Genomic DNA, 24,483 nt, shown 5'->3' with positions numbered 1-24,483 from the left:
TTTTGTTATTTCTTAATCAGCTTTGCATTCGCTGTTTTGTTATTATCCGTTTTTATGGTCACCAGATACGCTCCCTGTACCAAAACCTGGCTATTCATCTTAGTCACTCTGTTCTTGGTTTTAAAGTTCTGAAGCAGTCCCCGAAACTAATCATATTCAATATGGATAATCCAATTTTTTCCTAGTGGAGAGTTTTTTACATTAACAACTTGTTTTGGTCTTCCAAGGCCGTCAAAATACTGAACGGTTTCTGAGATTTTTTGGAAGGTGTCGTTCCATTATAATCCAGATAAGTTTTGGATTGAATATAGTTTTCTCCCTGAGTGAGCTGGGCATAGGCTGAATGACTTATCAGCAATATGCCTACGGGAATGAGTATTTTTTTCATCGTCTTAGTTTTTGTAATGGTAGTTAAATTCTTTTAATAGTTTTCCAGTATTGTTATGCTCTCTGACTTCTTTAAGCCTGCCGGCTGTATCATAAAGGTAAACTTCCCGGATGCCTGATGGTGGGGTAATACTTCTTACTCCAATTAAAGGGTCATAACTGTAGGTAGTGATCTGATAGCCGGATAGATTGTCTCTAAAAGTTTTAAAAGCATTTAACAAATTGGTTTCATCATTATTACTTTCTGCTGCGGCATCTGTATTAGAGGCATTTACAATACTGTCTATGAATGATTGTCCAATGCCTTCCAGTTTTGCATTTTCAATCTTGGCAATTGGCTGGGTCCCATTATAGCCCCAGATAATTACTGTTGAAACTCCATCTTTTGTAGTATACTGCTGAATATTTCCCTTAGGGTCATACTTATCATATTTTACTTCATTAGCCACTGTGGCAGGATTCTGGAGATCGTAAGATAATACTGACATAGGAAGTACCAAATCTCCTGTTTGAGGAGTTGGAAGTGCTGTAGGAAAAACTGTTTTGGATTTTGACAATATATTGGTTGTTCCATTGACAGTCTGTTTTGTTTCTGTCTCTAATGGCGTCGCAATCATATTTTTGTCGATTAAAAGCTGATTCCCGGTTTGATGCGCATACTGATACTCTGTTTTTACACTTTCACCGGAGGGTAAAATATTTTCAGTACTTCTTACATTAAAAGGTTTATTAATATCAGTATCCCAATAATTATTTAACACTTTGGTTACAACAGATTTATTTCCAAAAAATTCTTTTGTTGTGGTTGCTACATGCTCTACTTTTGCAGATTCTATTTTAATATAATTTTCATCAATACCAAAAGCATCAATAAAATTACCAACAGGACCTCGCTGTACTTTTGTTTTGAGCACATTCAAAACAAAGGCAAAAGCTATCTCATCATTCGTATGAGGAAGATAACCTGACAATGGATTTTTTAAAGGATTAAAAATATATTCGTTGGTCTCTTCCCGCAAAGTATCATTATTTTTTTTATAAGACTTTGAAAGTAACAGCCCTCCTTTCCAATGATCATAATTATAAAACTTTGTTTCTGTAAGGGATACATTACTGTTACTCTGCGAAAAATTATAAACCGTTTCCCCATTATCATTATATTCGGTCACTTTGGAATAAGAAACAATATCTGAACTGAAATAAGAACTGCTGGCGGAAGAAGAATTACTTATTTTCATAAACGGATCATAACTAGGCGCAAAACTTGGATTTGAAGAAGGAATCTCTCTGTAGATTTTCTTCATAAATACAAACGGCTGATTAATCACAGCATTTTCATATTTGTATTGGAAAACATTTTGTATTCCATTTCCGTCAAAGTCCTCAATTTTTTTTATTCTGAGCCCTCCAATATTGGTTATTTGTGTAGCTTCAGTCCTTATCTCAGAAAGAATATCCACGGAAAGACCACAACCGCACTCATCCACTCTATATAGACTAAGTTTTATAGGTGATGTTGAAGCATCTACTGTTTTTACAAATTGTTTTCCATTAGAGGTAAAGGTTCTATCTCCAATCTTAACTGCACCAATACAGCTTGTGGGATGTATTGTACCAACATTATCATTATTGTTGTCACACCAGTTAGTAAAAGAAAATTCGAATTTAGGGTTCGACATGTTGCTAAATACTGAAGATGGAATTGAAAATAGTTTCTCAGAAGAATTATCTCCATATACTCCTGGCTTATAAACATTATCTAACTCTTCATAATGGTCTCTTTGTATCTGAAAATCGTACTGAGTTGTTAAAGCCGTATTATTTTCATAATACAAATTTTTATAACCACCTGTAGGATAGGTTATCCTTGTCAACATTCCCAATTGAGAAAAATTAGTATTTACTTTGCGATCTCTCCCTCCTATATATTTAGGCACTGCATCATTAAAAGTTTCTTTGGGAAAATTATGATCATCATCAGTATTTATGATATTGTTTATATATCCCCAGTAATCATCATTATTAGTTGATCTTCTCGGAAAGTAGGAAGTCTCATTGTAAGAGAAGCGATGATAAGTATTCTGTACATTATCATATACATTATCAAGTTTCAACCGATAATCTTGAGGAATATCAGAAGGGGTTTGAGGATTAAAATAAGAATAATTAAAAGTATAATCTTTAATTAAAACAGATGCTTTATTATAAACCTTTATATTTCTTAATGCAATTCCATTTTTAAGGGTTGTAGTGCCAATAGTTGTCCCAATATCTTTTCTATAGGCATTGTTTTCTATAGGATAAAGAGGATTATCCGAGTATTCAAAAATAACTTCACCTTCAGGAAATATAATTTTAGAAATAAGTTTTTCAGAATAGTCCGTTTTTCCTCTTATAATATCATATTTGGATAGCATAGATGTTGATGAATCTGCCATTATTAACAAAGGGATATAAGCATTTTCCCTGATGGAGTTTTCCATATATGACTGATTTTTTGCATAAACAAACTCTACTGTTTTTCCTTCTGCTGTTTTCAGGCTGTCTATGGCGTAAGAATTCACATAATTCATTTCTCCAGGAATACCTCCATTAACAGAGTTCTTTCCTGATATCCAAAAAGTATTTCCTTTATCATCCGTAAGGGTAAAGGTATTCGTTCCGGTCTTCTGTATTTTGGTATTATCCTGAGGTATGGTATACCCCACATTATTATTCAGAATGAATCCTCCACTTACAGTAGGCAGATTATAATTGAAAATATCGGGCATAGTATCATAGGTATTCCCTTCGTATAGCTGCTCAATCGTTTCTTCTCTGGCATCTCCTGTACCATAATCAATGTAACTGTTCAAATAGTTTTGAGATTCTGCAAAACTTTTAAAACGAACAGGGTAATTATCATCATCTTTTCCCATAATCGCTTTTGAAATACTGTTGGGAATAAAGAGTCCCCATCCCAACCCTACAGTACTTGCCACTTCCCCCAGTCTTATTCCACCTGTATTATAGGAAAGAGCAATAGGAATATTAATTCCGTTAACGCTTATTGTATAAATTGGAATATTGATATTGGCTTTTCCTCGAAAGTAATCCATAGGAAGCTTTTCTACCTTATTTAAACTGTATGCATTTGCTGTAGTAGGTAAGGGTATCATATTGGTAACATGGCTTTGTCCATTATCTCCAACCACTTGAGAATAATAAAAACTAAAATATAAAAGGAGTATTGAACTTATAGTTTTCTTCATGATTAATGTTTTTTATTTCTTAATCAGCTTTGCATTCGCTGTTTTGTTATTGTCTGTTTTTATGGTTACCAGATAAGCGCCTTGTACCAAAGCCTGGGTATTCATCTTAGTCACTCTGTTCTTGGTTTTGAAGTTCTGAAGCTGTCTTCCACTCATATCATACAGCATAATATCAGCTTCTTTGAAATCAAAGCCGATTTCCACATAAGCATAATCCGATACTGGATTTGGGTAGATCTTGATGTCGTATTTTTCAATCAGATCATTGACTTGTTTATCGCCTAATTTTACAATCTTCCAGTTCTCTTTTCCAAGCTCTTTTGCACTGGTTCCGGCAAGGATAATTGAACCATCGCGGTTTAGTTTTAAATCTGAGAGCCTTTCTTCTTTTTGCCTGGATTCTCCTACTACATGTTTTCGCCACTGTTCATTTCCGTTGCCATCCAGATACAGCATCCAGAAAGTCTCATCATCTTTCTCTATTCTTCCTTCGGCCTGAGTGTAACCACCTAATAAGATTCCTTTTGAAGATTTGTCATCTGAAGAATGAATAACGCTCATTCCCATCAGAATATCACGGTTTTTGAAATTATAGGACTTTTGCCACTGCTCATCGCCTCTTTCGTTTAAAGCAACTAACCATAAATCTGTACCTTCTTCAATGCCAACCGTTTTGTTTCCTGATCTTTCGGATCTGGATTCGCCACCGATGATATAACCGTTGGAAGTTAAGGCCAGTGTTCTTACATGGTCATCTCCTTTCCCGCCAAAGTTCTTCTCCCATTCTACTTTTCCGGTTTTATCCAGTTTGATGATCCAGTAGTCACCTTCGCCAAAGTTTTCTGTAGATTTTGCGGTGCGGGATGCGGGATTCGAGGTGCGAGGTTCAGAAGATGATGCAGTTCCACGAGGGCTATCTCCGGATCCCGAAACACGGACCTCGGAACTCCTTGAGTAAATTCCCAATAAGGCTCCACCGTCTTTTGTTGGAATCATTTTCTCTACTTCATCCAACCCTTTTCCCCCTAAGATCAATTGAGAAATTTCCTTTCCGTCTTTATCCAGTCTGGTGATCCAGACATCTTTAGATCCATAGCCTTGGGAAGAACCTTGTACATTTCCGGCGACAAAAAAGCCCAAGTCTGTACTTTGAATGACTGCTCTGGCTTCTTCATCAGAGGAGGTCCCCAACGTTTTCTGCCATAATTCATCCCCAAATTCATTGATCCTGATCAGCCAGATATCTGATCCTCCTTTAGAATCGTCTTTCTTATCCAGTCCTTTTCCTGAGTAAGAGGTTCCGGCCAATAAAAATCCACCATCCTGAGTGGTTACCGTTGCGGATAAGTAATCATGGTTATTTCCTGAGAAATACTTTTCCCAGGCTTCTTCTCCCTGCTGATTCAATTTTACCAGATGGAAATCGTAGCCGTTATTTTGTCTGCTTCCTGCCACCATCTTCCCGCTTCCTGACTGAATAGAGCTTCCTGTAATGAGATACTGCTGATCGATGGTAGTGGTTACCTGGCTTAGAAAATCCTGAGTAGAGGATTTGATGTCTTTCTGCCAGAGAACTTCCTGGGCAGATAGCCCAAGAATGGTGCATACAGTACATGCACTGAGATAAATCTTTTTCATTCCCGTGTTATTTTAAGTTGAGTAATTAGCTTTTCAAATTTTTACAAATTTAACTTTTTTTAGTTCACGCAAGTCTTGTAAATGTGATTTAATATAAATTATTTCCAGGTATAAGGACATTTCATTGTACTTCTATGATCCTTCGTTGATTCTACAAATCTACTACTGTACTGCGACAGAACTTGTCGTATTATATTTTCTCCACAAAAAAAGCCTTTGAAAAAATTCAAAGGCTTCATTGATTCCTGCTTCGAAGAACTTCTTCAATTTCTTCCAGCGAAAATCCTTTTGCTTTTAACAGGATCAGTAAATGGTACAAGAGATCAGCAGCTTCATTTTTAAAGAGTAAATCGTTATTATCCTTGGCTTCAATAACCAATTCTACAGCTTCCTCTCCTACTTTTTGAGCCATTTTATTTATCCCTCTCTGATACAGTGAATAGGTATAAGAGCCATTTGCTTTACAGTCAATCCTTTGAGATATCTTTTCTTCCAGCTCATATAAAAATCCTTTGGTATCCTTTTCTCCAAAACAACTGAAACTTCCAGTATGACATACTACATGGGTAGGAATAACCTTAATCAGTATCGTATCTTGGTCACAATCGATATCAATACTTTTTACGGTTAAAAAATTACCTGATTCTTCCCCTTTTGTCCAGAGTCTGTTTTTGGAACGGCTGAAGAATGTTACTATTTTTTCTTTTTGTGTTTTCTCAAAAGCTTCTTCATTCATATAACCCAACATCAGAACCTGCAATGTCCGGTTATCCTGAATTACTACCGGAACAAGCCCGTTATCTTTACTAAAATTAATTTTCATCGTACTTCTATTTTCTGAGTTTTTAACTGTTTTTTTAAATCCTGAATTCCTATTTCGTTAAAATGGAATATACTGGCTGCCAAAGCTCCTATAGCCTTAGTCTCATTGAACACTTTAACAAAATCATCTGCAGATCCGGCACCGCCGGAAGCAATCACAGGGATTGTTACCCGTTCTGAAACCAGTTTGGTAATACTAAGATCAAACCCGTTTTTGGTTCCGTCTCCATCCATAGAGGTTAAAAGAATTTCACCGGCACCCAGAGCTTCTGCTCTTCTGGCCCATTCTATAGTTTCAAGCTCTGTGGCTTCTCTTCCGCCTTTAATATGAACCAGATTGGTTGAACCAACTTTTTTAGTGTCTATAGCAACTACAATACACTGACTTCCGAATTCACCGGCTAGCTCAGAAATGAGCTTTGGGTCTTTTACCGCAGAAGAATTGATACTGATCTTATCTGCCCCTGCTTCTAAAAGCTTTCTGACATCTTCTACTGAGGCAATGCCGCCGCCAACAGTAAATGGAATGCTCAACTCTTGAGCTATTTTTCTTACCAGCTCCACAAAGGTTTTCCTGTTTTCAATGGTAGCCGTAATATCAAGAAAAACAAGCTCATCAGCACCTTCCAATTCATACTTTTTAGCTAATTCTACAGGATCTCCAGCATTTTTCAGATCCTCAAAATTGATTCCCTTTACCGTATTTCCATCCTTAATATCCAGACATGGAATAATTCTTTTTTTAAGCATTTTCAATAAAATTTTGAAGTTGTTGCAGGCTTATTTTCCCTTCATAAATAGCCTTTCCTATAATTGTTCCTGAGCATCCTATATCTTTCATTTTATAAACATCTTTAATCCCTGAAATACCACCACTGGCCACCAGCTGCAATAATGAAGTTTTAGATAAAATTTCGATATAGAGGTCTGTAGAAGGGCCTTCCAGCATTCCATCCTTTGAAATATCCGTGCATATCGTGGTTTGAATTCCCTTTTTCTGATATTCAAGAATAAAATCAATAGTATCTTTATCGCTTTCTTCCTGCCAACCGGAGGTTTTAATCTTTCTGTTCTCACAATCTGCACCCAGAATAATTTTTTCCGGACCATATTTTTCAATGATAGTAAGACAGAATTTTGGGTCCTGCACTGCTATACTTCCTAACGTAATCTGCTGGGCGCCGGAATTAAAGGCTGTTTCAATATCCTCTGAAGTTTTTAACCCTCCCCCAAAATCGATATGTAATGAAGTTGCTTTCGCAATATCTTCCAATACTTTCTGATTCACGATATGCTTTGATTTTGCTCCATCCAGATCTACCAGGTGCAGAAACCGGATACCAAAATCTTCAAATTCTCTGGCCACTTCTACAGGATTTTCATTGTAAATTTTCTTGGTACTGTAATCTCCTTTGGATAAACGCACACATTTTCCATCAATAATATCAATAGCCGGAATAATTTTCATCATGATAAGTTTATAAAATTGTTTAATATTTTACTGCCCACATTTCCCGATTTTTCCGGGTGAAACTGAACCGCATAAAAGTTTTCTTTCTGCAGAGAGGCACTGAACGGAAGAATATAATCACAAACCGAAGTGGTATATTCTGACAATTCACAGTAATAACTGTGAACAAAATAGACATCATTTTCTGGTTTAATTCTGGAAAACAATGAAGAATCCTGTTCTGAAACTGTATTCCATCCCATATGAGGAACCAGTTCCAAAGGCGGAAATCTTTTGACATTGATATCGAAAATTCCCATACCCTCTGTATTTCCTTCTTCATTTCCTTTGCACATCAGCTGCATACCCAGACATATGCCCAAAACTGGCTGTTTCAGCGTTGGGATAAGGATATCCAAGCCTTTTTCCTTCAAGAGTCTCATTGTTGAGGAGGCTTCGCCCACACCGGGAAAAATAACCTTATCTGCTTCCAGGATAAGTTTAGGGTCATCAGTAATAATTGAGCTGATATTTAACCTGTTTAAAGCGTTCTGTACGGAGCTCACATTGCCTCCATTATATTTTATTATTGCAATCATATTATAAACTTCCTTTGGTTGAAGGTAAATTATAGTTGGCATCCGATTGATTGACCGCCATTTTCACTGCTTTTGCAAAAGCTTTAAAGATGGATTCTATCTTGTGGTGTTCATTCTCTCCCTCTGCTTTAATATTTAAATTCGTTTTTGAAGAATCGGTAAATGATTTAAAGAAGTGAAAGAACATTTCTGTAGGAACATCTCCTATTTTTTCTCTTTTGAATTCAGCATCCCAAACCAACCAAGGTCTGCCGCCGAAATCAATAGCCACTTGTGAGAGACAATCATCCATTGGAAGCAAAAAACCATATCTTTCAATTCCTTTTTTCTTTCCTAATGCTTTTAAAATAGCTTCACCTAACACAATTCCCGTATCTTCCACTGTGTGGTGTTCATCTACCTGAAGATCTCCCTTCACTTTGATGGTAAGATCCATATTTCCGTGCCTGGCGATCTGATCCAACATGTGATCAAAGAAATGAAGTCCTGTTGATATTTCAGACTGGCCTTTCCCATCGATGTTGACTTCAATTTCTATTTCCGTTTCATTGGTCTTTCTGTGCACTTTTGCCTTCCTCATTCCAGTCTTTAGGAACTGGTAAATCTCATTCCATTGTGTTGTTGTCAGCTCCGCTTCTTCATTAAAGTTTTGGTTGAGAAAAATAGATTTAGATCCCAAGTTTTTAGCAAGTTGAACATCCGTACTTCGATCACCAATTACATAGGAATTTTTCAAATCGTAGTCACCATAAATATATTTTGCCAGCATTCCTGTGCCCGGTTTCCGGGTGGGTATATTTTCACTTTCAAAGCTTTTATCAATCAAAATATCACTGAAAATAATGCCTTCCCTTTCAAAAGCTTTGAGCATTTTTTCATGAGGTTTAATAAAATCCTCAAAAGGGAAACTGTCTGTTCCTAACCCATCCTGATTGGTCACCATTACCAATTCATAATCCAGTTCATTGGCAATTTTTGAAAGGTTTTGGAAAACTCCCGGATAAAACTCCAGCTTTTCCAGTGAGTCCACCTGAAAATCAGTAGGTGGTTCGATAATCAGGGTGCCATCCCGATCAATAAACAATACTTTTTTCATCCCTATCTATTTTTTAAAAGATTAATTAGTTTTTCATTCTCCTGGCGATTCCCCACATTAATCCTGATGCATCCCGGAATTGCCGGATCTCTTCTGCTTGTCAATATTTCCTGCTCCAGCATTTGTGTATATACTTCGTTAATATCGTTTAGCTTGATTAAAAAGAAGTTAGCATCCGTTGGAAATACTTTACTAATACATTTAATGTCTTTAAACTGATCCTGCAGCCATGTGCGTTCTGCAATGATATCACGAACATTATCCTTTAGCTTGTTTTCATCTTCCAGCGCTTTCAAAATGAGTTCCTGGCTTAATGCATTCACATTGTAAGGTGCTTTCACAGTATTGATTAACTGGATAATCTCTTCAGAAGCGTACGCAACACCTACTCTGGCACCTGCAATTCCCCAAGCTTTTGAAAAGGTCTGAAGAACAATCAGATTAGGATATTGAGCCAACAGTTCCAGGCTTGATTTTTTTCCCGAGAATTCAATATAAGCCTCGTCTACCACTACAATTCCGTTAAAATTCTGAAGGTAGAATTCGATATCTTCTGTACTGTTTCCGGTTGGATTGTTAGGAGAACACAGAAAGAAAACTTTTATAGATTCTTCTTTAACCATATTTAAAAAGTCTTCTTTTACAATCTCAAAGTTCTCATCCAGATCCAGTTGCAAAACCCTGTTTTCGTTGATGGTGGCATAAAAACCATACATGGCGAAAGAAGGATTCATCATCAGGATAGCATCTTTTTTAGGCTCGCAGAAGATTTTAATGATTAAATCGATCAGTTCGTCACTTCCGTTTCCTACAGCTATTTGTCCAGAGGAAAGATTTCTAAGCTCAGCCAAGCTGTTTTTAAGTTTTTTCTGAGTAGAATCCGGATAGCGGTTCCATTCTCCAAAAGGGCTTTCATTGGCATCTAAATAGGCTGGCTCATTAAATTCATTATGATCTCTGAAACTTATATAAGGTTTTAATTTTAAAATATTTTCTCTTACTAATGTATTGATACTGATTGTGTTCATATTATCGTTTTAATCTTATTGATACTGCATTTTTGTGAGCCAGAAGTCCTTCTGCCTCTGCCATTACTTTTATTGTTTTTCCTAAACTCTGAAGACCTTTTTTCGATAAATGCTGGAAGGTGATTTTCTTTACAAAACTATCCAGAGACACACCGCTGTAATTCTTCGCATACGCATTGGTAGGAAGGGTGTGATTGGTTCCGCTGGCATAATCACCGGCACTTTCGCAGGAGTAATTTCCAAGGAATACCGAACCTGCATTCTGAATCATCGGAATATATTTTTCAAATTCATCCATCGCCAGAATAAGATGTTCCGGAGCATATAAATTGCTGAACTCAACGGCTTCTTCAAGACTGTTCAATAAAATAAAGCAGCTATTTTCAAGAGATTTTCCGGCCATTTCATTTCTTGGTAAGTCTTTGATTTGTTGTTCCACAGCACTTATTGTTTCATTAAAAACTTTAAGATCCGTCGTAAGAAAAATCACCTGACTGTCACTACCGTGTTCTGCCTGTGAAAGCAAGTCTGCAGCACAGAATTCAGGAATCGCTTGTTCATCAGCAATCACGAGAACTTCGCTTGGACCCGCCGGCATATCAATAGCCACTCCATAACGTTGAGCATATTCTTTAGCCGCAACTACAAACTGATTTCCCGGACCGAAAATTTTATATACCTGGGGAATACTCTCTGTTCCTAGAGTCATTGCTGCAATTGCTTGGGCACCTCCCGTTTTAAAGATTTTTGAAACTCCACAAAGCTTGGCTGTATATAAAATCGCCGGATTAACAGCTCCATTTTTGTCTGGTGGCGTACAAAGGATAATTTCCCCACATCCTGCAATATTAGCAGGTACAGCAAGCATGAGTACTGTTGAAAATAAAGGCGCTGTGCCTCCCGGAATATAAATTCCCACCTTTTCTATCGCTCTGTTTTCTCTCCAGCAAACAACTCCTTTTATTGTTTCAATTTTCTGAATTTCAGCATCTTGAGAAGCGTGAAATTTAAAAATATTATCTTTCGCCTGTTGAATGGCTTGCTTTAAATCATTGCCAAGCTCATTTTCTGCATTATTAATTTCTTCTTCAGTAACAGCAATACTCTTGGTTTCTGCTTTATCAAATTTTTTATTGAATCCTATTAAGGCTTTATCGCCATTGCATTCCACTTCTGCAAATATTTCGACAATCAGTCCGGAGATTTCTTCCCGTTCAAAAACAGGGCGTTGCACCAGCTCTGTCCATGTGTCTTTTGTTGGATATCGATATATTTTCATCTGTATTATTTTTTCTTAGTGTGAATAGAATTATTAATTTCTTGAACCATTAAGATTGAATTATTTTGTTCAGTATTTTTAAACTTAACTTATCTTAATTTTACTTTAGTTTTCTTTTCTTAACAGTTCATTATTTCAATGTTTTAGATTACCATTTTATCAATCGGAATAATGAGTATATCCTGGGCTCCGTTTTCCTTCAGTTCATCAATCACTTCCCAGAATCTTTCTTCATCAATTACAGAATGAATGCTGCTCCAGCCTTCTTCTGCCAATGGAATTACTGTAGGGCTCTTCAGTACGGGAAGGACATCTGCCACTTTTTGAATCTTATCATTGGGAACATTCATCAGGATGTATTTTGAGTTTTTTGCTTTTAAAACAGCTTGGATTCTGAAAAGAAACTTACCAAGAATGGCTGCTTTTTCAGGTGATAATTGGGGAGTCTGAGCCAGAACGGCTTCTGATTTCAATAAAGTCACGGTTTCTCTCAATCCATTTTTGAATAAGGTACTTCCGGAACTTACAATATCACAGATTCCGTCTGCCAGACCGATATTGGGAGCAATTTCTACGGAGCCGGAAATAACGTGAATATCTGAAGTGATACCTTTATTTTCTAAAAAATTTTTAAGGGTATTGGGGTAAGAAGTGGCAATTTTTCTGCCTTGAAAGTAAGACAGATCATCGGTTTCAATTTCTTTTGGAACAGCGATGGATACGCGGCATTTTGAAAAGCCCAGTTTCTCAACAATCTGAATCTTTTTTTGTTTTTCAATTAAAAGATTTTCGCCCACGATAGCAATATCCACCACTCCATCTTCAAGGTATTGAGGAATGTCTGAATTTCGCAGATACATAATTTCCATCGGGAAGTTATCTACCGAAACTTTAAGCTGATCTTTTCCGTTGTTGACAAAGATTCCGCAGTCTTTGAGAAGCTGCAGGGATTCTTCGTACAGCCGGCCACTTTTTTGAATCGCAATTTTTAATTTACTCATTTCGTCTTTTTTGAATCTGAGTAAATAAAAACTGATCTGTTGAAATTTCTGAAGAGAATTCAGGAAACAAAAAAACCGTCTATTTACTCAGACGGTTTTTAATTATTTTTGATCTTAGCATAAACATAATATCAATCAATTCCGCCTAACAGAGATGATGATAATAATGATGTAATGCTAAAAATATTGGTTTCATTGTATTGAATTATGATGCAAATGTAGGATTTATTTTTAAAATGCAAAGTTTTTTCAGATAATTTTTTGATAAAGATTCATCAGATTCTTGGCAATGGGTTCGTCATTAAACTTCTGAACAAACTCGAAACCCTTTTCCTCACGGCGTTTTCTTTCGGATTCATTGTCCCATAAAAATTTTATCTTGGCTCTGATATCAAGATCATTATTCGGATCAATGTATACTGAATCTTTTCCACCTGCTTCCGGCAGACAACTCGTGTTGCTTGTTACCACTACCGTTTTCGAGAAAAGCGCTTCTATAACAGGGATTCCAAAGCCTTCAAAGAAGCTTGGATACACAAAAATATCGGCCAGTTTATAGATTACTGCCAATTCATCCATAGAAACTCCTTCCAGAAACAGCACTTGTTTTTCCATCTTGTTTTTCTTCAGGAAACTTTCTATTTTCTGATAGTATTTGGTCTTTCTTCCTATCACTACCAACGGAATTCCGGTATCTTTGACAGCTTTTATCAGATTCAGAAGGTTCTTACGGTCTTCGATGGTTCCTACATTCAGAATAAACCTTTCGGGAAGTTTGAATTTATCTTTGGCAGCCTGGATCTGTTCCGGAGACTGCTGTTCTTTAAACGCATGATGACAGCCCTGATAAATGACTTCAATTTTGCTTTCAGGAACTTTTAGAAACTCTATGATGTCGCTTTTGGTCTGTTCTGAAATCGCAATGATTTTATCAGCCATTTTAGCGGCTTTTTTAAACTTCCAAAGATGTATTTTACGATCAAAAAAAGAATAATACTGTGGATATCTTACGAAGATCAGATCGTGGATGGTTACAATCTTTTTAATGGGTTTCTGATCCCATTTCAAAGGCAGTTCACCAGATAAGCCATGGAAGATATCAGCCCCCTGTTTTTGAGCATCTTTTCCCATTTTAAGCTGACGTGAAAGACTTCCTTTTGAAGTTTCCACAAACTTTACATTGGGACGGTCAAGTATATCTTTTCCGCGCTCAGATTTGTTTTTGTTGAGCAGCAGATATTCATTGTCCGGTTCATATTGAGAAAGAATTCTTACCAGATCTCTTGAATAATTGCCCAGCCCGGATGTGTTATGGAAAAAACGTTTTGCGTCAAAAGCAATTTTCATGCGTGTATCTGTTTTTGAAATTCCTGAAAGGTACCAAAGGTATGACCTTTTTCTTTAAGCCATCCTACAAAGGTATCAAATCTTTCCACCATCTCTTTTCCGGAATTTTTCACCGTAAAGCCAGGCAGTTTGAATGCTTCGTCTTTAATGGATGAGAATTCCCAAGGGTGGAAGTAAATATTCAGATACTTGTCTTTTTTCAACACATCAGCAGCCAGTTTTTTATAGATGGCTAAAGGGAAATTGTGAAAGCTTAACCAGAATAAAGGAATTCTGAAATTCGGAGATACTGATGCAGGAACCTGCATTACATTTCCTTCTTTAAAGTAAGTTCTTGATACTTTAAGGTTATTGTATCTTCCCGGTAAAAATGTAGGATTGATGGAAGAGTTGTATGAATATCCGGCTTCTTCCACTTCTTTTTCATCTACAGGCATCATTCTTGGCATTCTTAAACCGGTTACTTTTGTGGAGAATAATTCTTCCAGTCTTTCTCTTGATTCTTTCAGATGTTTATCTTCAAATTCTGAATGAAACCATGTATGAGAGGCCAACTCGTGCCCTTCATTTAATAATCTTTCAATAAGATGTTTGCTTTTTTCTGCGAAGACCACAGTAGAAAAAAAGGTAGCTTTTACTCCGTGTTTTTTAAGAATATTTAAAATATTTTCAAGTCCGTGCTGAGATATAGAGATTTGTTTATCAAAAGAGATCTCGCCTTTATATTCCAAAGGCATGTCGAACTCCTCGATATCAAAACTTAATAAAATCATTTAAAAATTTTTGTTTTTTATAATATAATTAGGTCTTTCCTTAACCTGTTTAAAGATCTTACCTAAATAAATGCCAATAATTCCCAGGATAATCAGTTGAATACCTCCAAAGAACACAATGGTCATAATTAACGATGCCCAACCTGAGATTTCAGTGCGGACAACAAATGCATAGATGACATATCCGGCGTATCCAATTACTGAAAAGAAAGAGAATAAAAAGCCCAGATAAGCTGCTAAATAAAGAGGTTTTACACTAAAAGCTGTAATGCCCGTAAAAGCAAATTTAAGCATCTTTTTAAGGTTATAGCTGCTCTCTCCTGCTAATCTTTCTCCTGCTGTAAAATCGATCCCGATTTGTTTATACCCCATCCAGCTGGTTAATCCTCTTAAGAACAGATCATCTTCTTTAAAGCTTCTCATGGCCTCTACAGCATTGGCATCCATCAATCTGAAATCAGAACCACCACCTTTGGTAAGATTCACATCGGAAAGACTGGATAAAAGCTTATAGAATACATCTGAAGTTTTTCTCTTAAAATAGGATATCTGCTTTGGATAGGTTCTTACTGTATACACAATATCATACCCTTCTTCCCATTTCTTAAGCATTTCAGGGATGAGCTCCGGCGGATGCTGAAGATCGCCATCCATTGAAATCACAGCATTTCCATCTGCGAAATCCATTCCTGCTTTCACAGCCGGCTGGTGTCCAAAGTTTCTGGAAAACTCAATAAATTTTACTTCTTTATGCTTTTGGGATAGTTCCTCTAACTTCTGTTGTGTATTATCTCTGCTTCCGTCATTAACAAAAATGATTTCAAACTCATAATTCTTCAGCCCTGAAAAAACTTCTTTTATTCTTTCATGAACTAAGGCAACATTACCTTCTTCGTTATGCGCAGGAATGACAATAGAAATTTTCTTCATACATTAATTTAAAGTGTAATCCTTTTCGAAGTCCTTGGTCATCAGTTCGTAAATAACTCTCAACCAAACGACGATACAAGGTACGGCTTTCAAAGAATATTTAATGATATAATTTTGTTTGATAAATTTCGGGAATAAATCTGATGGTGAGAAACAGGTTAAAATGATTACAAATACCAACAATCCAATAATGAAAGGTGTTCTTTCTTTTTGAAGGGTAAACCAGATCATTACCCCTGCTACCGCAATAATATATGTTGGCGATTCTGAACCTGAGCTGAACAATACCAAAAAAAGTAATGTAGAAGCCAGAATCATCAGCTGAAATGCATAGTTTTTATACTGCTTTATTCTGATATATGGTAGCGCAAATAAAGGAACTCCGAAAGCTAAAAAGGTAAGATTCGAAATAGAGGCATCTCCCAAAATTCTTCTTACAAACCCCATCAGAGAGATATCCTGCATATTTCCTAATGCCTGGTTATCATTGTTCTTTGAAATCAGGGATGTTGCCCAGTCTGAATAACTCTGAATCACAAACTGCGGGCTGGAATAGATCATTGGGATCACTAAACACAGGATGGCAATACCAATTCCTGAAAGAATAAATTTGACCTTATTTTTGATGAAGAAAAACTGTGACAGCCCTACAATTCCGTAAATTTTCACAAAAATCCCGACCACAATGGTTGTAGCCGACTGTACTTCTTTTCTTTCATAAATGAAAATGGCAGATAGCATTAAAAGCCCAACCAAGGCTATATTGAACTGCAAACTCACCGCAGCAGTGATGAATTCCTGCAAACATAGTAAGGCAAAAATTGCTTTTTTAGCATCAGAAAACGGAAGTTTGTGAATGGCATACAGGAAAACAGCTGTATTGGCAACATTCCAAAGAGCAATTCCCAACCAGTCCGGCATTACCGCAAAAGGAGCAATAAGTAAACTGAAAAAGATACCGTAATGGTTTGTATCACCATAACGTTCAGGGTATGCTAAATACAAGTTTTTCTCATCAATAGTATTGAAAAAAACACCCTTGAAAATCAAGTAATTATTAATAGCCTGATATCCTCTTGAGAATTTGGAAAGTGCAGTAGCAATGGCTACAATAATATAAACCCCAAATATATATTTAGGGTTTAATAGTATTTTAAGAAATTTTTCTTTCAAAATAAGTGGTATTAGTTTAAAAACTTAATCTTAAACAGCTACGTTATTTTCTCTCAATGCATCATTAAGAGAAGTCTTTTTATCTGTAGATTCTTTTCTCTGGCCAATGATCAGTGCACAAGGAACCTGATATTCTCCTGCCGGATATTGTTTTGTATAGCTTCCGGGGATTACTACAGAACGAGCAGGAACTCTTCCTTTAATTTCGATAGGCTCGCTTCCTGTTACGTCGATAATTTTTGTAGACGCTGTTAAAACAACATTTGCCCCTAGTACAGCTTCTCTTTCTACGTGAACTCCTTCTACTACGATACATCTTGAACCGATGAAACAGTCATCTTCAATAATTACCGGAGCTGCCTGTAATGGCTCTAATACACCACCGATTCCAACACCACCACTCAGGTGAACGTTTTTACCGATCTGTGCACAGCTTCCTACTGTTGCCCAAGTATCTACCATTGTTCCTGAATCTACATAAGCCCCAATGTTTACGTAAGATGGCATCATGATTACTCCTGAAGCTACGAAAGAGCCTTGTCTGGCAATAGCATGAGGAACCACTCTTACTCCTTTTTCCGCATAATTTTTCTTTAAAGGAATCTTGTCATGGAATTCAAATGGACCTACTTCAATAGTTTCCATTTTTTGGATCGGAAAATACATTACTACTGCTTTCTTCACCCATTCATTTACCTGCCATCCGTTTTCCGTAGGCTCAGCTACACGAAGTTCTCCGGAATCTAATAAAGAAATCACCTCTCTGATCGCTTTCTGGCTGTCTTCATTTTGTAATAAATCTCTATTATCCCAAATGTTTTCAATAGTTTGTTGTAACGACATGTTTCTTATTTAAATTAGTTTGAAAAATTATACCCGCCAAAGATACAAAAAAGTTCAGCAAAACAGTTTTTAAGTTTATGCTTTTAATAAAGGCTTAGCATACGTCCAACCCTCTTTTTATACGTAAGATAAACCGAACCATGCTGTCTCAGTAAATGTTCTTCTTCAAGGCGTATCTGAATCTGCATCAAAATACTTCCAATTATTAGCAAAAAGAAAGCAATCACAGTGGGGAAAGCAAAGAAAAAACCAGCAAGACTCAAAGTCATTCCTAAAAATATAGGGTTTCTTGAATATTGAAATAATCCGGTAGTGATAAGTTCTGTTTTCATGTGCTCATCTATACCTATCCGCCATGAATCCTTCATTTGAAGCTGAGCCATGACCACCCAGATAAAAGCAAGCAGCATCAATCCAATTCCAGTGCTGCGAAACAGATCAGAATCCAAAAGATGGATATTAAACTCCTCTTTTATATTCGGAAAAAGTAAAGGAAGTATGGTATAAATACATAAAACAGCTAAGATAAGTTTGAAATACCAGCCAACCAGCGCATAAGCAGACTCACCTTTTGGTAAAACATTCGGGTTCTTTCCTGTTTTTTTAGCTACTGCAATGCTGATCCCAAGAAAGGAGACTGCAAAAAACACAATGAAATAAATAGGGATGAAGAATCTTATAAAATCTGTCATAGTTATATTGTTTATGGCAAAATTCCGAGATTGCTGCATGCAATGCTATTGCAATAGTTTCTTTTTATCAAAACATTGGTCATTACAGCCTTCAATAATTTAAAAGAGATCGATTAAGTCTATAGCTGGTCGTCTGAACTTTTCAGAAAATTTCATTTCAATGACTAGTCCTGAAAAAGGTTGACTAGTTTAATATTTCAAATATACTTAAATCAGAGTAGGAATTTTCCTATTCTGATTTTGTTTTTTATAGGTTTTTAATTTCACATTATTTTTCATGTGCACTTGGCTTGGAATATTATAATTCAAAGAAAAATGAGGTCTTAAATTATTGTAATAATAGATTGATTGATCAAGCTGTTGTGAGAGATTTTTAAAGTCTTCAAAGGTATCGATCAATCCAAATTCATATTTCAGAATACCATTGACTCTTTCGGCTACAGCATTTTCATAAGGGTCTGAGTTCTCTGTCATACTGATGAGAATGTCATTATTCTTCAGCATTTCAGTGTATTCTTTACTACAATACTGCAGGCCTCTGTCTGAATGATGAATTAGGGGATGTTTGTAGACTCGATTCTTTATAGCCTGTTTTAATGCTTTCAACGTAGAGCTTGTCTGTAAATTATCACTCAATTCATGTCCTACAATTTTCTTTGAATAGGCATCGGTAATCAAATGAAGATAATAATTCCTCTCTTTGGTTTTCAGATAGGTAATGTCTGCAACCCAGACTTTCTCTGAACATTCCAACTCTTTTTCTTTGATAATATTGGGGTACTTCCTCATCCAATGTCTGGAATTCGTTGTTTTAAAGTAGCTGTGTCTTCTGGGGATTAAAAGATAATTTGATCTTAAAATCTTAAACAAGCGATCTCTTCCTATATGAAGTTTCTCTTTTTCAAAATCATCCTTAAGTAAGAAGTAAAGTTTTCGAGTCCCTATTTTAGGCATCTTTTTACGAATTGATAACACCAATTCTATAATCCTTTCTTGATTATTTGTAGAATCAGATTGTTTTCTTCTTTTGTAATAAGCTTGTTTACTGTGTCCAAACAATCGGCAGATATCTTCCAGTGAAAGATGCGTATACGGCCTTATTTCCTGGATTGATTGGAACCAGACTTTTTTACAATCTCAATCTTTAGCTCACGCTCTGCTATTTCTATAAACTTCCTAAATACCTTAAGCTCTTCTTCCTTTTTTAACAAAGCTGCCTCAAGTTCTTTAATCTTTTGTTGCTGTGGATCTTTCATGGGTCTACCTTTACTTAGTTTTGTTTCGTAAGTAAAGTTACCATATTTTATTAACCAGCTGGAAATACATGAATTACCACGAATATTGTATCGTGTCTGTAATTGTGATTTCGTAAATAATCCCCGTTCATATTCGGAGACAACCTGTCTTTTGAAAGCCTCGCTGTATTCCTGTACAGGGAATGCTATTTTTTTTGAATCCATAAGAGTGACTGTTTTTATGATTTTATAGTCAACTTTTTTCAGGACGAGACACAAATTGAATATCACAATCGAAAAACTGAACATTCCCCGGTAGCGATAATTCAAAGAATTTTTGATGGGTGGTTTTATACGATAACAAGCATTCTTTAGGTTTCGGCTAAAGCCAATGGAATATCAATTTTTATGTAAACGGGCTAAAGCCCGTTCCTATTGAATTTTAACTATTGTAATCAATTAATTTAAAAAACAATACAAACTTTATCTAAACTATTGATTTAGAATAAGATTTACTTTTTTTAAACTCAGTAAGGCTCATATTATGCTGCTTTTTAAAGAACTTATTCAGATGGCTTTCATCCGAAAAGCCAAATTCTGTAACAATTTCATTAATCCTCATATCACTGAAAAGAAGCCTGTGTTCAATTAACCTCAATTTATAATTCAGGATATAATGGGTAATGGTTTCTCCACATTGATTTTTAAAATAACTGCCAAGATAGGTTTCTGAAAGTCCAAACTCCTGAGCGATTACAGATACTTTTAAAAGTGCCGGATCATGGATATTTCCCTGAATATAATTAATAATCTCCACTATTCTTTTATCTGTATTGGATGCAGCATGCTCCACACGCATTTTGGATATATTCCTTGCTGCAATCACAATTAATGCATTTACATAATGCAGTGTTAATTCTTCCTGATAAAGATCCGGGTGATTCAGACCATGAAGCAGTGAGGTGACAATAGAATCTACCAGAACCACATCAGGCTTATTCTGCAAAATACAGCCGGAAAGATAAGAAGCTCCATACAATAAGCATCCTATTGAATTAATGTTATTCCATTTGTAATCTTTCACATAACGTTCACTGAACTTTACAAGTAAGAGTTCCGTTTTTTCTTCAATATCCAAATGATGTTTATCATCAGGGGTTAGTAATATCAGGCTGCCTTTGCTATAAGAAGCCATATTGTTGTTGATGGTAAAAGATCCTTTTCCGGAAATAACATAGATAATCTGAAAAAAAGAATACTGATTGCCTTTTAAAGGGCAGTTTTCGGTTACATGATACTCCACTTTCACCAATTGATCTATATTCTCTCTTTTCATGTGGTAAATGTACTTATTTATCATTAAAATATACTGATTTTTCACATTTTTTCTGTCCAAATTTGCTATATCAAAATTTTACAATCAATGAAAAGATCAATCTACGTTCTGGCGCTCGGGGCCTTCGGTATTATTACTACTGAATTTGGGGTTGTTGGGATTCTCCCTACAATCAGCAGGCAATTCGGAGTATCCATAGATATGGCAGGATGGCTACTGAGTGCTTTTGCCATTACTGTGGCTGTTTCCTCTCCTTTTATCACTTCTTTTACCTCCAAAATAAACCGGAAGTTTCTTTTATGTCTTGTGATTAGCATATTTGTACTTTCCAATCTTATATCTGCTTTCTCAACGAACTTTACCATGCTCATGATAGCGCGTATATTGCCGGCAATATTGCATCCGCTTTTCTGGAATATTTCCATCGCCATCGCGTTCAAAGAAAAGGGAGCAAAAGGAGTATCCACTGTAATGCTGGGACTGAGCCTTGCTACTGTTCTCGGTATTCCGATGACGACCTATGCGGCTGATCTTTTTCGTGATTGGAAAGCTTCCTTTTTTCTGAGCAGCGCCATCAGTTTAATTGCATTTATGGGACTGTTGCTTTTCATTCCCTCTATCCCTGCAGAAAAAGAAAAATCTGAGCAAAACCAGCTAACCATATTGAAAAACCCTCTTTTGTGGATTAACCTGATTTCTACCATTGGGACATTGGCAGCCATGTTCTCCAGCTATACGTATCTTACTGCTTATCTTGAAGAAATTACCCGAATGGATGGTGCTCAAATCAGTATTATGCTGCTTCTTTTCGGAGGCATGGGAACTCTTGGGAATTGGCTCATGGGAATCGCTTTAAACCGAAATGTAAAACTAACAACACGACTGTTTTTACTATTATTAATTACAGTACAAATTCTAGCTTATGTACTGGGGGGAGCTTTTATTCCTATGGTCATTATTGTATCTTTTTGGGGAATGATTCATACAGGTGGTTTTTTGGTATCAAATATCAGAACTACACAAAACATTCCTCATCATGCGCTGGAATTTGTAAACAGCTTGCTTACATCCTCTTTTAATATTGGAATTTCATTAGGCGCATTTCTGGGAGGAATTGTAAGTTCTTATTATGGAGTTCAGCATGTTCTTTCTGTAAGTGTCTTACTTCTTACAGCTACATTTATTCTGAGTTTCTTTTCCTTTCCCAAAAGCATCGCAGCAGAGGATGAAAATGATGATAAAAAAGAGCTTGCAGTGTCTGTTTGTGAGCACATTTAATCAATACATTATATAGAAATTATATTTTGAATGGAAAGCAACCCTTTTTAAATGGGTTGCTTTTTTATTAGGTTTTGGCTAAAGCCGTTGGAACAGGTTTTATAATATTGAATTAATATGTAGTTTTTTTCTTTATTCCACTTCTCCAATAATAAACTCCATTGTTTTTTCAACATGTTGATCTTCAATGATTCCTATTGCATATTTACGATTGTGTTCGGAATTATATTTTGTAAGATAAGTCTGGTTGATGTCGTCCGTTAGTTGATTCAAGTCTTCAGGGATTACAGCCTTTATATTATATATTGTTTTGCCACATTTAATCTGTCCTTCCGAACATTCAAGAAAGGTATTATACCAGCTTTTTTCTGCTAACCCCCATGATCTTGCAAAAACTCTGTTCTGAGCAACCACCATCCAGATTTCCAGAAATTCTGGTCTTTCTGATCCGGCTTTTATTCCGATATGATTATGGGTTCTGATGTAGTTTAGTGCTTTGTTTTTATTCATTTTTGAAAGTTTCTGTAAAACTAGGGGAAGAAGAATTGAATAAAAACTTTTTTATACGAATCGGTTAAAATCAGATGTATATGGTGTATTGATGGATGTGAATTGATTTTTAAAGCATCATTTTCCCGATGGTTTCGAGAAGACAGTCTTTATAACTTTTAGCAACGGTTATTTTTAAGTTTCCGCATAACAAATGATTATCTTCAAAAGATTCAATATTGACTAAGTTAACGATATAAGAGTTATGAACCCGCATGAATTCTTCCGGCAGGTTTTCTATCAGATCTTTAAGGGTTCTGTAATAAATGTATCTGTTCTGATCTATGGTATGTACTTCTACATAATTCCCCAGACCTTTGATAACATTGATATCCTTAAAGAAAAGTTTTATCAGTTTTTTGTCTGTTTTAATAAAAGCAAACGTTCTGTTCTCCATGGAAATTGTTATAAAACCCTCTGGGCATGAAGATAAGCTTTGTTCCAATATTTTTCGTTCAGAGATGAAATAACAACGCCTTTTGATGTGGATGCATGGATGAATTTTACTTCACCATCCGGGCCAATATCATGAACAATCCCAACATGGGAAACTCTGCTTCCTCCCGCTGTCGCAAAAAATAATAAATCACCGGGTTTCACATCCCTGATATCAATATTTTTTCCTGTTTCAGCCTGATCGGAAGATCTTCTTGGAAGATTAAAGGCATTTTCTTCAAAAACTTTCACGGTAAATCCGGAACAATCGAAACCTGAAGACGTATTCCCCCCGAACCGGTAAGGTGTCCCCAGATATTTTTCTGCATCCTTCAAAATATCGTTGATAGATCTTGATACACTTCCATCAAACTTAGAATCCAGTTTTCTTAGATTTTCAGATTTTGCCACTGTTTTGGATCCTGATTTCTTATTGGAAGAAACATTCTTTGAAGATCCGCAGGACACTACAAAAGCAGATGCAATCAGCAATACAGAAAGCTGCTTTATACTCAATTTTTTTTCAAATAATCCTGATCCCATACTCGTCTGATTTTTACTTGATTAACGATTGATGTACAAATATACATTTTATATTTTAATTATAATAGAACTATACTACAACTATATGATAAATATATGTTAAAATTTTGAATTCCGTTATTTATTGCTATATTTGAATTCAATTTTGACGATATGGCAACCTATGAAAGTCTCATCAAGATTAAAGGCTCCGTGGGAGATCTTGTTTTTTACACTCTGAATGGCAAAAATGTGGTTCGGAAGAAAAGCGGGTTCAATAAAAAGGCTTTTAAAAAAGATCCGTCTTATGAAAAGGTAAGGCAAAACAGCTCTGAATTCGGGCATTGTTCCAAAACAGGAAAGATCATCAGAAATAGTCTGGACATTTACCTTAAAGAAACGGGAGATACCCTACTCTACCAGAGGTTTGCCAAGCTGATGACTGAAATAAAGGATTTGGACATAATTTCCGGGCGGGGAAAACGGACGGTTGAAAACGGCTTAAAAACCGAAGATGGAAAAAAACTTCTTACAACCTTTCAGTTTGGTGAAATAAAAAATGTATTAACAGAAATTGAACGTCAGGATCATACCCTTTATATAAAAGGCAATCAATCCAAAAAAAAAGCAACAATAATTGCTTTAAAGCTGGATTCAGAAAATTATACGGTTGAAAAGACTGAAGAAGACTTGTCTTTGAATCAAGATCAGACATCTCTTAAAGAGTATTTTTCGGAGAGTAATATTGTTCTTTATTTTATAGTACTGAGGAATGAAAGTAATAGAATATCCCACATGGGATTTGTATAAATAAAAAAA

Annotated in this window: 25 protein-coding genes; 2 read left to right on the top strand and 23 right to left on the bottom strand. The window is 36.0% G+C overall.

Going from position 1 to position 24,483, the window contains the following annotated elements:
- Positions 1–5: 5 nt before the first annotated feature.
- The 20 genes from CHSO_RS25615 to CHSO_RS12750 all read right to left on the bottom strand — a co-directional run bounded on the left by CHSO_RS25615 (position 6) and on the right by CHSO_RS12750 (position 20,880).
- Positions 6–137: a hypothetical protein gene (locus CHSO_RS25615; protein WP_262483778.1), complete on the bottom strand. Its 132-nt coding sequence runs from the start codon at positions 135–137 to the stop codon at positions 6–8.
- A 9-nt stretch (positions 138–146) separates the two neighbouring features.
- Entirely contained in the window at positions 147–257 is a 111-nt protein-coding gene (locus tag CHSO_RS26285; protein WP_232509208.1) for a DUF6443 domain-containing protein, read from the bottom strand.
- Between the two features lie 135 nt (positions 258–392).
- A complete protein-coding gene (locus tag CHSO_RS12840; RefSeq protein ID WP_144428916.1) occupies positions 393–3,638 on the bottom strand; it encodes a hypothetical protein in 3,246 nt (1,081 codons plus the stop codon).
- A 12-nt stretch (positions 3,639–3,650) separates the two neighbouring features.
- Positions 3,651–5,276, bottom strand: a complete 1,626-nt coding sequence (locus CHSO_RS12835; protein ID WP_045496470.1) for a T9SS type A sorting domain-containing protein — start codon at positions 5,274–5,276, stop codon at positions 3,651–3,653.
- Positions 5,277–5,511: 235 nt separating this feature from the next.
- Positions 5,512–6,099 (bottom strand): bifunctional phosphoribosyl-AMP cyclohydrolase/phosphoribosyl-ATP diphosphatase HisIE, encoded by a 588-nt coding sequence (gene hisIE / locus CHSO_RS12830; RefSeq protein ID WP_045496467.1) that lies wholly within the window; start codon positions 6,097–6,099, stop codon positions 5,512–5,514.
- Positions 6,096–6,848, bottom strand: coding sequence for an imidazole glycerol phosphate synthase subunit HisF (hisF, locus tag CHSO_RS12825; protein ID WP_045496464.1), 753 nt, complete (start codon positions 6,846–6,848; stop codon positions 6,096–6,098). Before hisF ends, hisIE begins: the two co-directional genes overlap by 4 nt.
- Positions 6,841–7,566, bottom strand: coding sequence for a 1-(5-phosphoribosyl)-5-[(5-phosphoribosylamino)methylideneamino]imidazole-4-carboxamide isomerase (gene hisA / locus CHSO_RS12820; RefSeq protein WP_045496461.1), 726 nt, complete (start codon positions 7,564–7,566; stop codon positions 6,841–6,843). The genes hisF and hisA overlap by 8 nt, the downstream gene beginning before the upstream one ends.
- Entirely contained in the window at positions 7,566–8,147 is a 582-nt protein-coding gene (gene hisH / locus CHSO_RS12815; protein ID WP_045502490.1) for an imidazole glycerol phosphate synthase subunit HisH, read from the bottom strand. Before hisH ends, hisA begins: the two co-directional genes overlap by 1 nt.
- A 1-nt stretch (position 8,148) precedes the next feature.
- Positions 8,149–9,243, bottom strand: coding sequence for a bifunctional histidinol-phosphatase/imidazoleglycerol-phosphate dehydratase HisB (hisB, locus tag CHSO_RS12810; protein ID WP_045496458.1), 1,095 nt, complete (start codon positions 9,241–9,243; stop codon positions 8,149–8,151).
- 2 nt (positions 9,244–9,245) lie between these two features.
- Positions 9,246–10,271 carry a histidinol-phosphate transaminase gene (gene hisC / locus CHSO_RS12805; RefSeq protein ID WP_045496455.1) on the bottom strand — a complete coding sequence of 342 codons (1,026 nt, stop codon included), beginning with the start codon at positions 10,269–10,271 and terminating at the stop codon, positions 9,246–9,248.
- Position 10,272: 1 nt separating this feature from the next.
- Positions 10,273–11,550, bottom strand: a complete 1,278-nt coding sequence (gene hisD, locus CHSO_RS12800) for a histidinol dehydrogenase (RefSeq protein ID WP_045496453.1) — start codon at positions 11,548–11,550, stop codon at positions 10,273–10,275.
- A gap of 143 nt (positions 11,551–11,693) precedes the next feature.
- A complete protein-coding gene (gene hisG / locus CHSO_RS12795) occupies positions 11,694–12,551 on the bottom strand; it encodes an ATP phosphoribosyltransferase (RefSeq protein ID WP_045496452.1) in 858 nt (285 codons plus the stop codon).
- 249 nt (positions 12,552–12,800) lie between these two features.
- Complete coding sequence (locus CHSO_RS12790; RefSeq protein WP_045496449.1) at positions 12,801–13,898, bottom strand: glycosyltransferase family 4 protein; 1,098 nt, start codon at positions 13,896–13,898, stop codon at positions 12,801–12,803.
- A complete protein-coding gene (locus tag CHSO_RS12785) occupies positions 13,895–14,671 on the bottom strand; it encodes a polysaccharide deacetylase family protein (protein ID WP_045496448.1) in 777 nt (258 codons plus the stop codon). The genes CHSO_RS12790 and CHSO_RS12785 overlap by 4 nt, the downstream gene beginning before the upstream one ends.
- Entirely contained in the window at positions 14,672–15,601 is a 930-nt protein-coding gene (locus CHSO_RS12780; protein WP_045496447.1) for a glycosyltransferase family 2 protein, read from the bottom strand.
- A 3-nt stretch (positions 15,602–15,604) separates the two neighbouring features.
- Entirely contained in the window at positions 15,605–16,774 is a 1,170-nt protein-coding gene (locus CHSO_RS12775) for a glycosyltransferase family 87 protein (protein ID WP_084220980.1), read from the bottom strand.
- A 30-nt stretch (positions 16,775–16,804) separates the two neighbouring features.
- Complete coding sequence (locus CHSO_RS12770) at positions 16,805–17,617, bottom strand: 2,3,4,5-tetrahydropyridine-2,6-dicarboxylate N-succinyltransferase (protein ID WP_045496445.1); 813 nt, start codon at positions 17,615–17,617, stop codon at positions 16,805–16,807.
- 83 nt (positions 17,618–17,700) lie between these two features.
- Positions 17,701–18,309 (bottom strand): methyltransferase family protein, encoded by a 609-nt coding sequence (locus CHSO_RS12765; RefSeq protein ID WP_045496444.1) that lies wholly within the window; start codon positions 18,307–18,309, stop codon positions 17,701–17,703.
- Positions 18,310–18,516: 207 nt separating this feature from the next.
- Positions 18,517–19,769 (bottom strand): IS3 family transposase gene (locus CHSO_RS12760; protein WP_144428915.1). Its coding sequence is split into 2 segments (ribosomal slippage): positions 18,517–19,442 and positions 19,442–19,769, totalling 1,254 coding nucleotides; the frame shifts between segments, so codons are not numbered across the junction.
- 262 nt (positions 19,770–20,031) lie between these two features.
- Positions 20,032–20,880 (bottom strand): AraC family transcriptional regulator, encoded by an 849-nt coding sequence (locus CHSO_RS12750; RefSeq protein ID WP_045502483.1) that lies wholly within the window; start codon positions 20,878–20,880, stop codon positions 20,032–20,034.
- Positions 20,881–20,967: 87 nt separating this feature from the next.
- On the opposite strand from CHSO_RS12750, the gene CHSO_RS12745 reads away from it, so the two are divergent.
- A complete protein-coding gene (locus tag CHSO_RS12745; RefSeq protein ID WP_052480588.1) occupies positions 20,968–22,158 on the top strand; it encodes an MFS transporter in 1,191 nt (396 codons plus the stop codon).
- A gap of 132 nt (positions 22,159–22,290) precedes the next feature.
- Here CHSO_RS12745 and CHSO_RS12740 read toward each other — a convergent pair whose 3' ends face one another.
- From CHSO_RS12740 to CHSO_RS12730, 3 genes are all read right to left on the bottom strand, one after another.
- On the bottom strand, positions 22,291–22,668 hold the full coding sequence (locus tag CHSO_RS12740; RefSeq protein ID WP_045496442.1) for a DUF2255 family protein: 378 nt from the start codon (positions 22,666–22,668) through the stop codon (positions 22,291–22,293).
- 109 nt (positions 22,669–22,777) lie between these two features.
- On the bottom strand, positions 22,778–23,104 hold the full coding sequence (locus tag CHSO_RS12735) for a LytR/AlgR family response regulator transcription factor (RefSeq protein WP_045496440.1): 327 nt from the start codon (positions 23,102–23,104) through the stop codon (positions 22,778–22,780).
- 8 nt (positions 23,105–23,112) lie between these two features.
- A complete protein-coding gene (locus CHSO_RS12730) occupies positions 23,113–23,685 on the bottom strand; it encodes a C40 family peptidase (RefSeq protein ID WP_084220979.1) in 573 nt (190 codons plus the stop codon).
- A 153-nt stretch (positions 23,686–23,838) separates the two neighbouring features.
- Here CHSO_RS12730 and CHSO_RS12725 point away from each other — a divergent pair, with 153 nt between their 5' ends.
- Positions 23,839–24,474 carry a hypothetical protein gene (locus tag CHSO_RS12725; RefSeq protein ID WP_045496438.1) on the top strand — a complete coding sequence of 212 codons (636 nt, stop codon included), beginning with the start codon at positions 23,839–23,841 and terminating at the stop codon, positions 24,472–24,474.
- The last annotated feature ends 9 nt before the right edge of the window (positions 24,475–24,483 follow it).

Source organism: Chryseobacterium sp. StRB126 (assembly GCF_000829375.1).
Taxonomy (GTDB): Bacteria; Bacteroidota; Bacteroidia; order Flavobacteriales; family Weeksellaceae; genus Chryseobacterium.
Note: the sequence above shows the minus strand (reverse complement) of the source record. Positions and strands in the feature narration are given on the sequence as shown.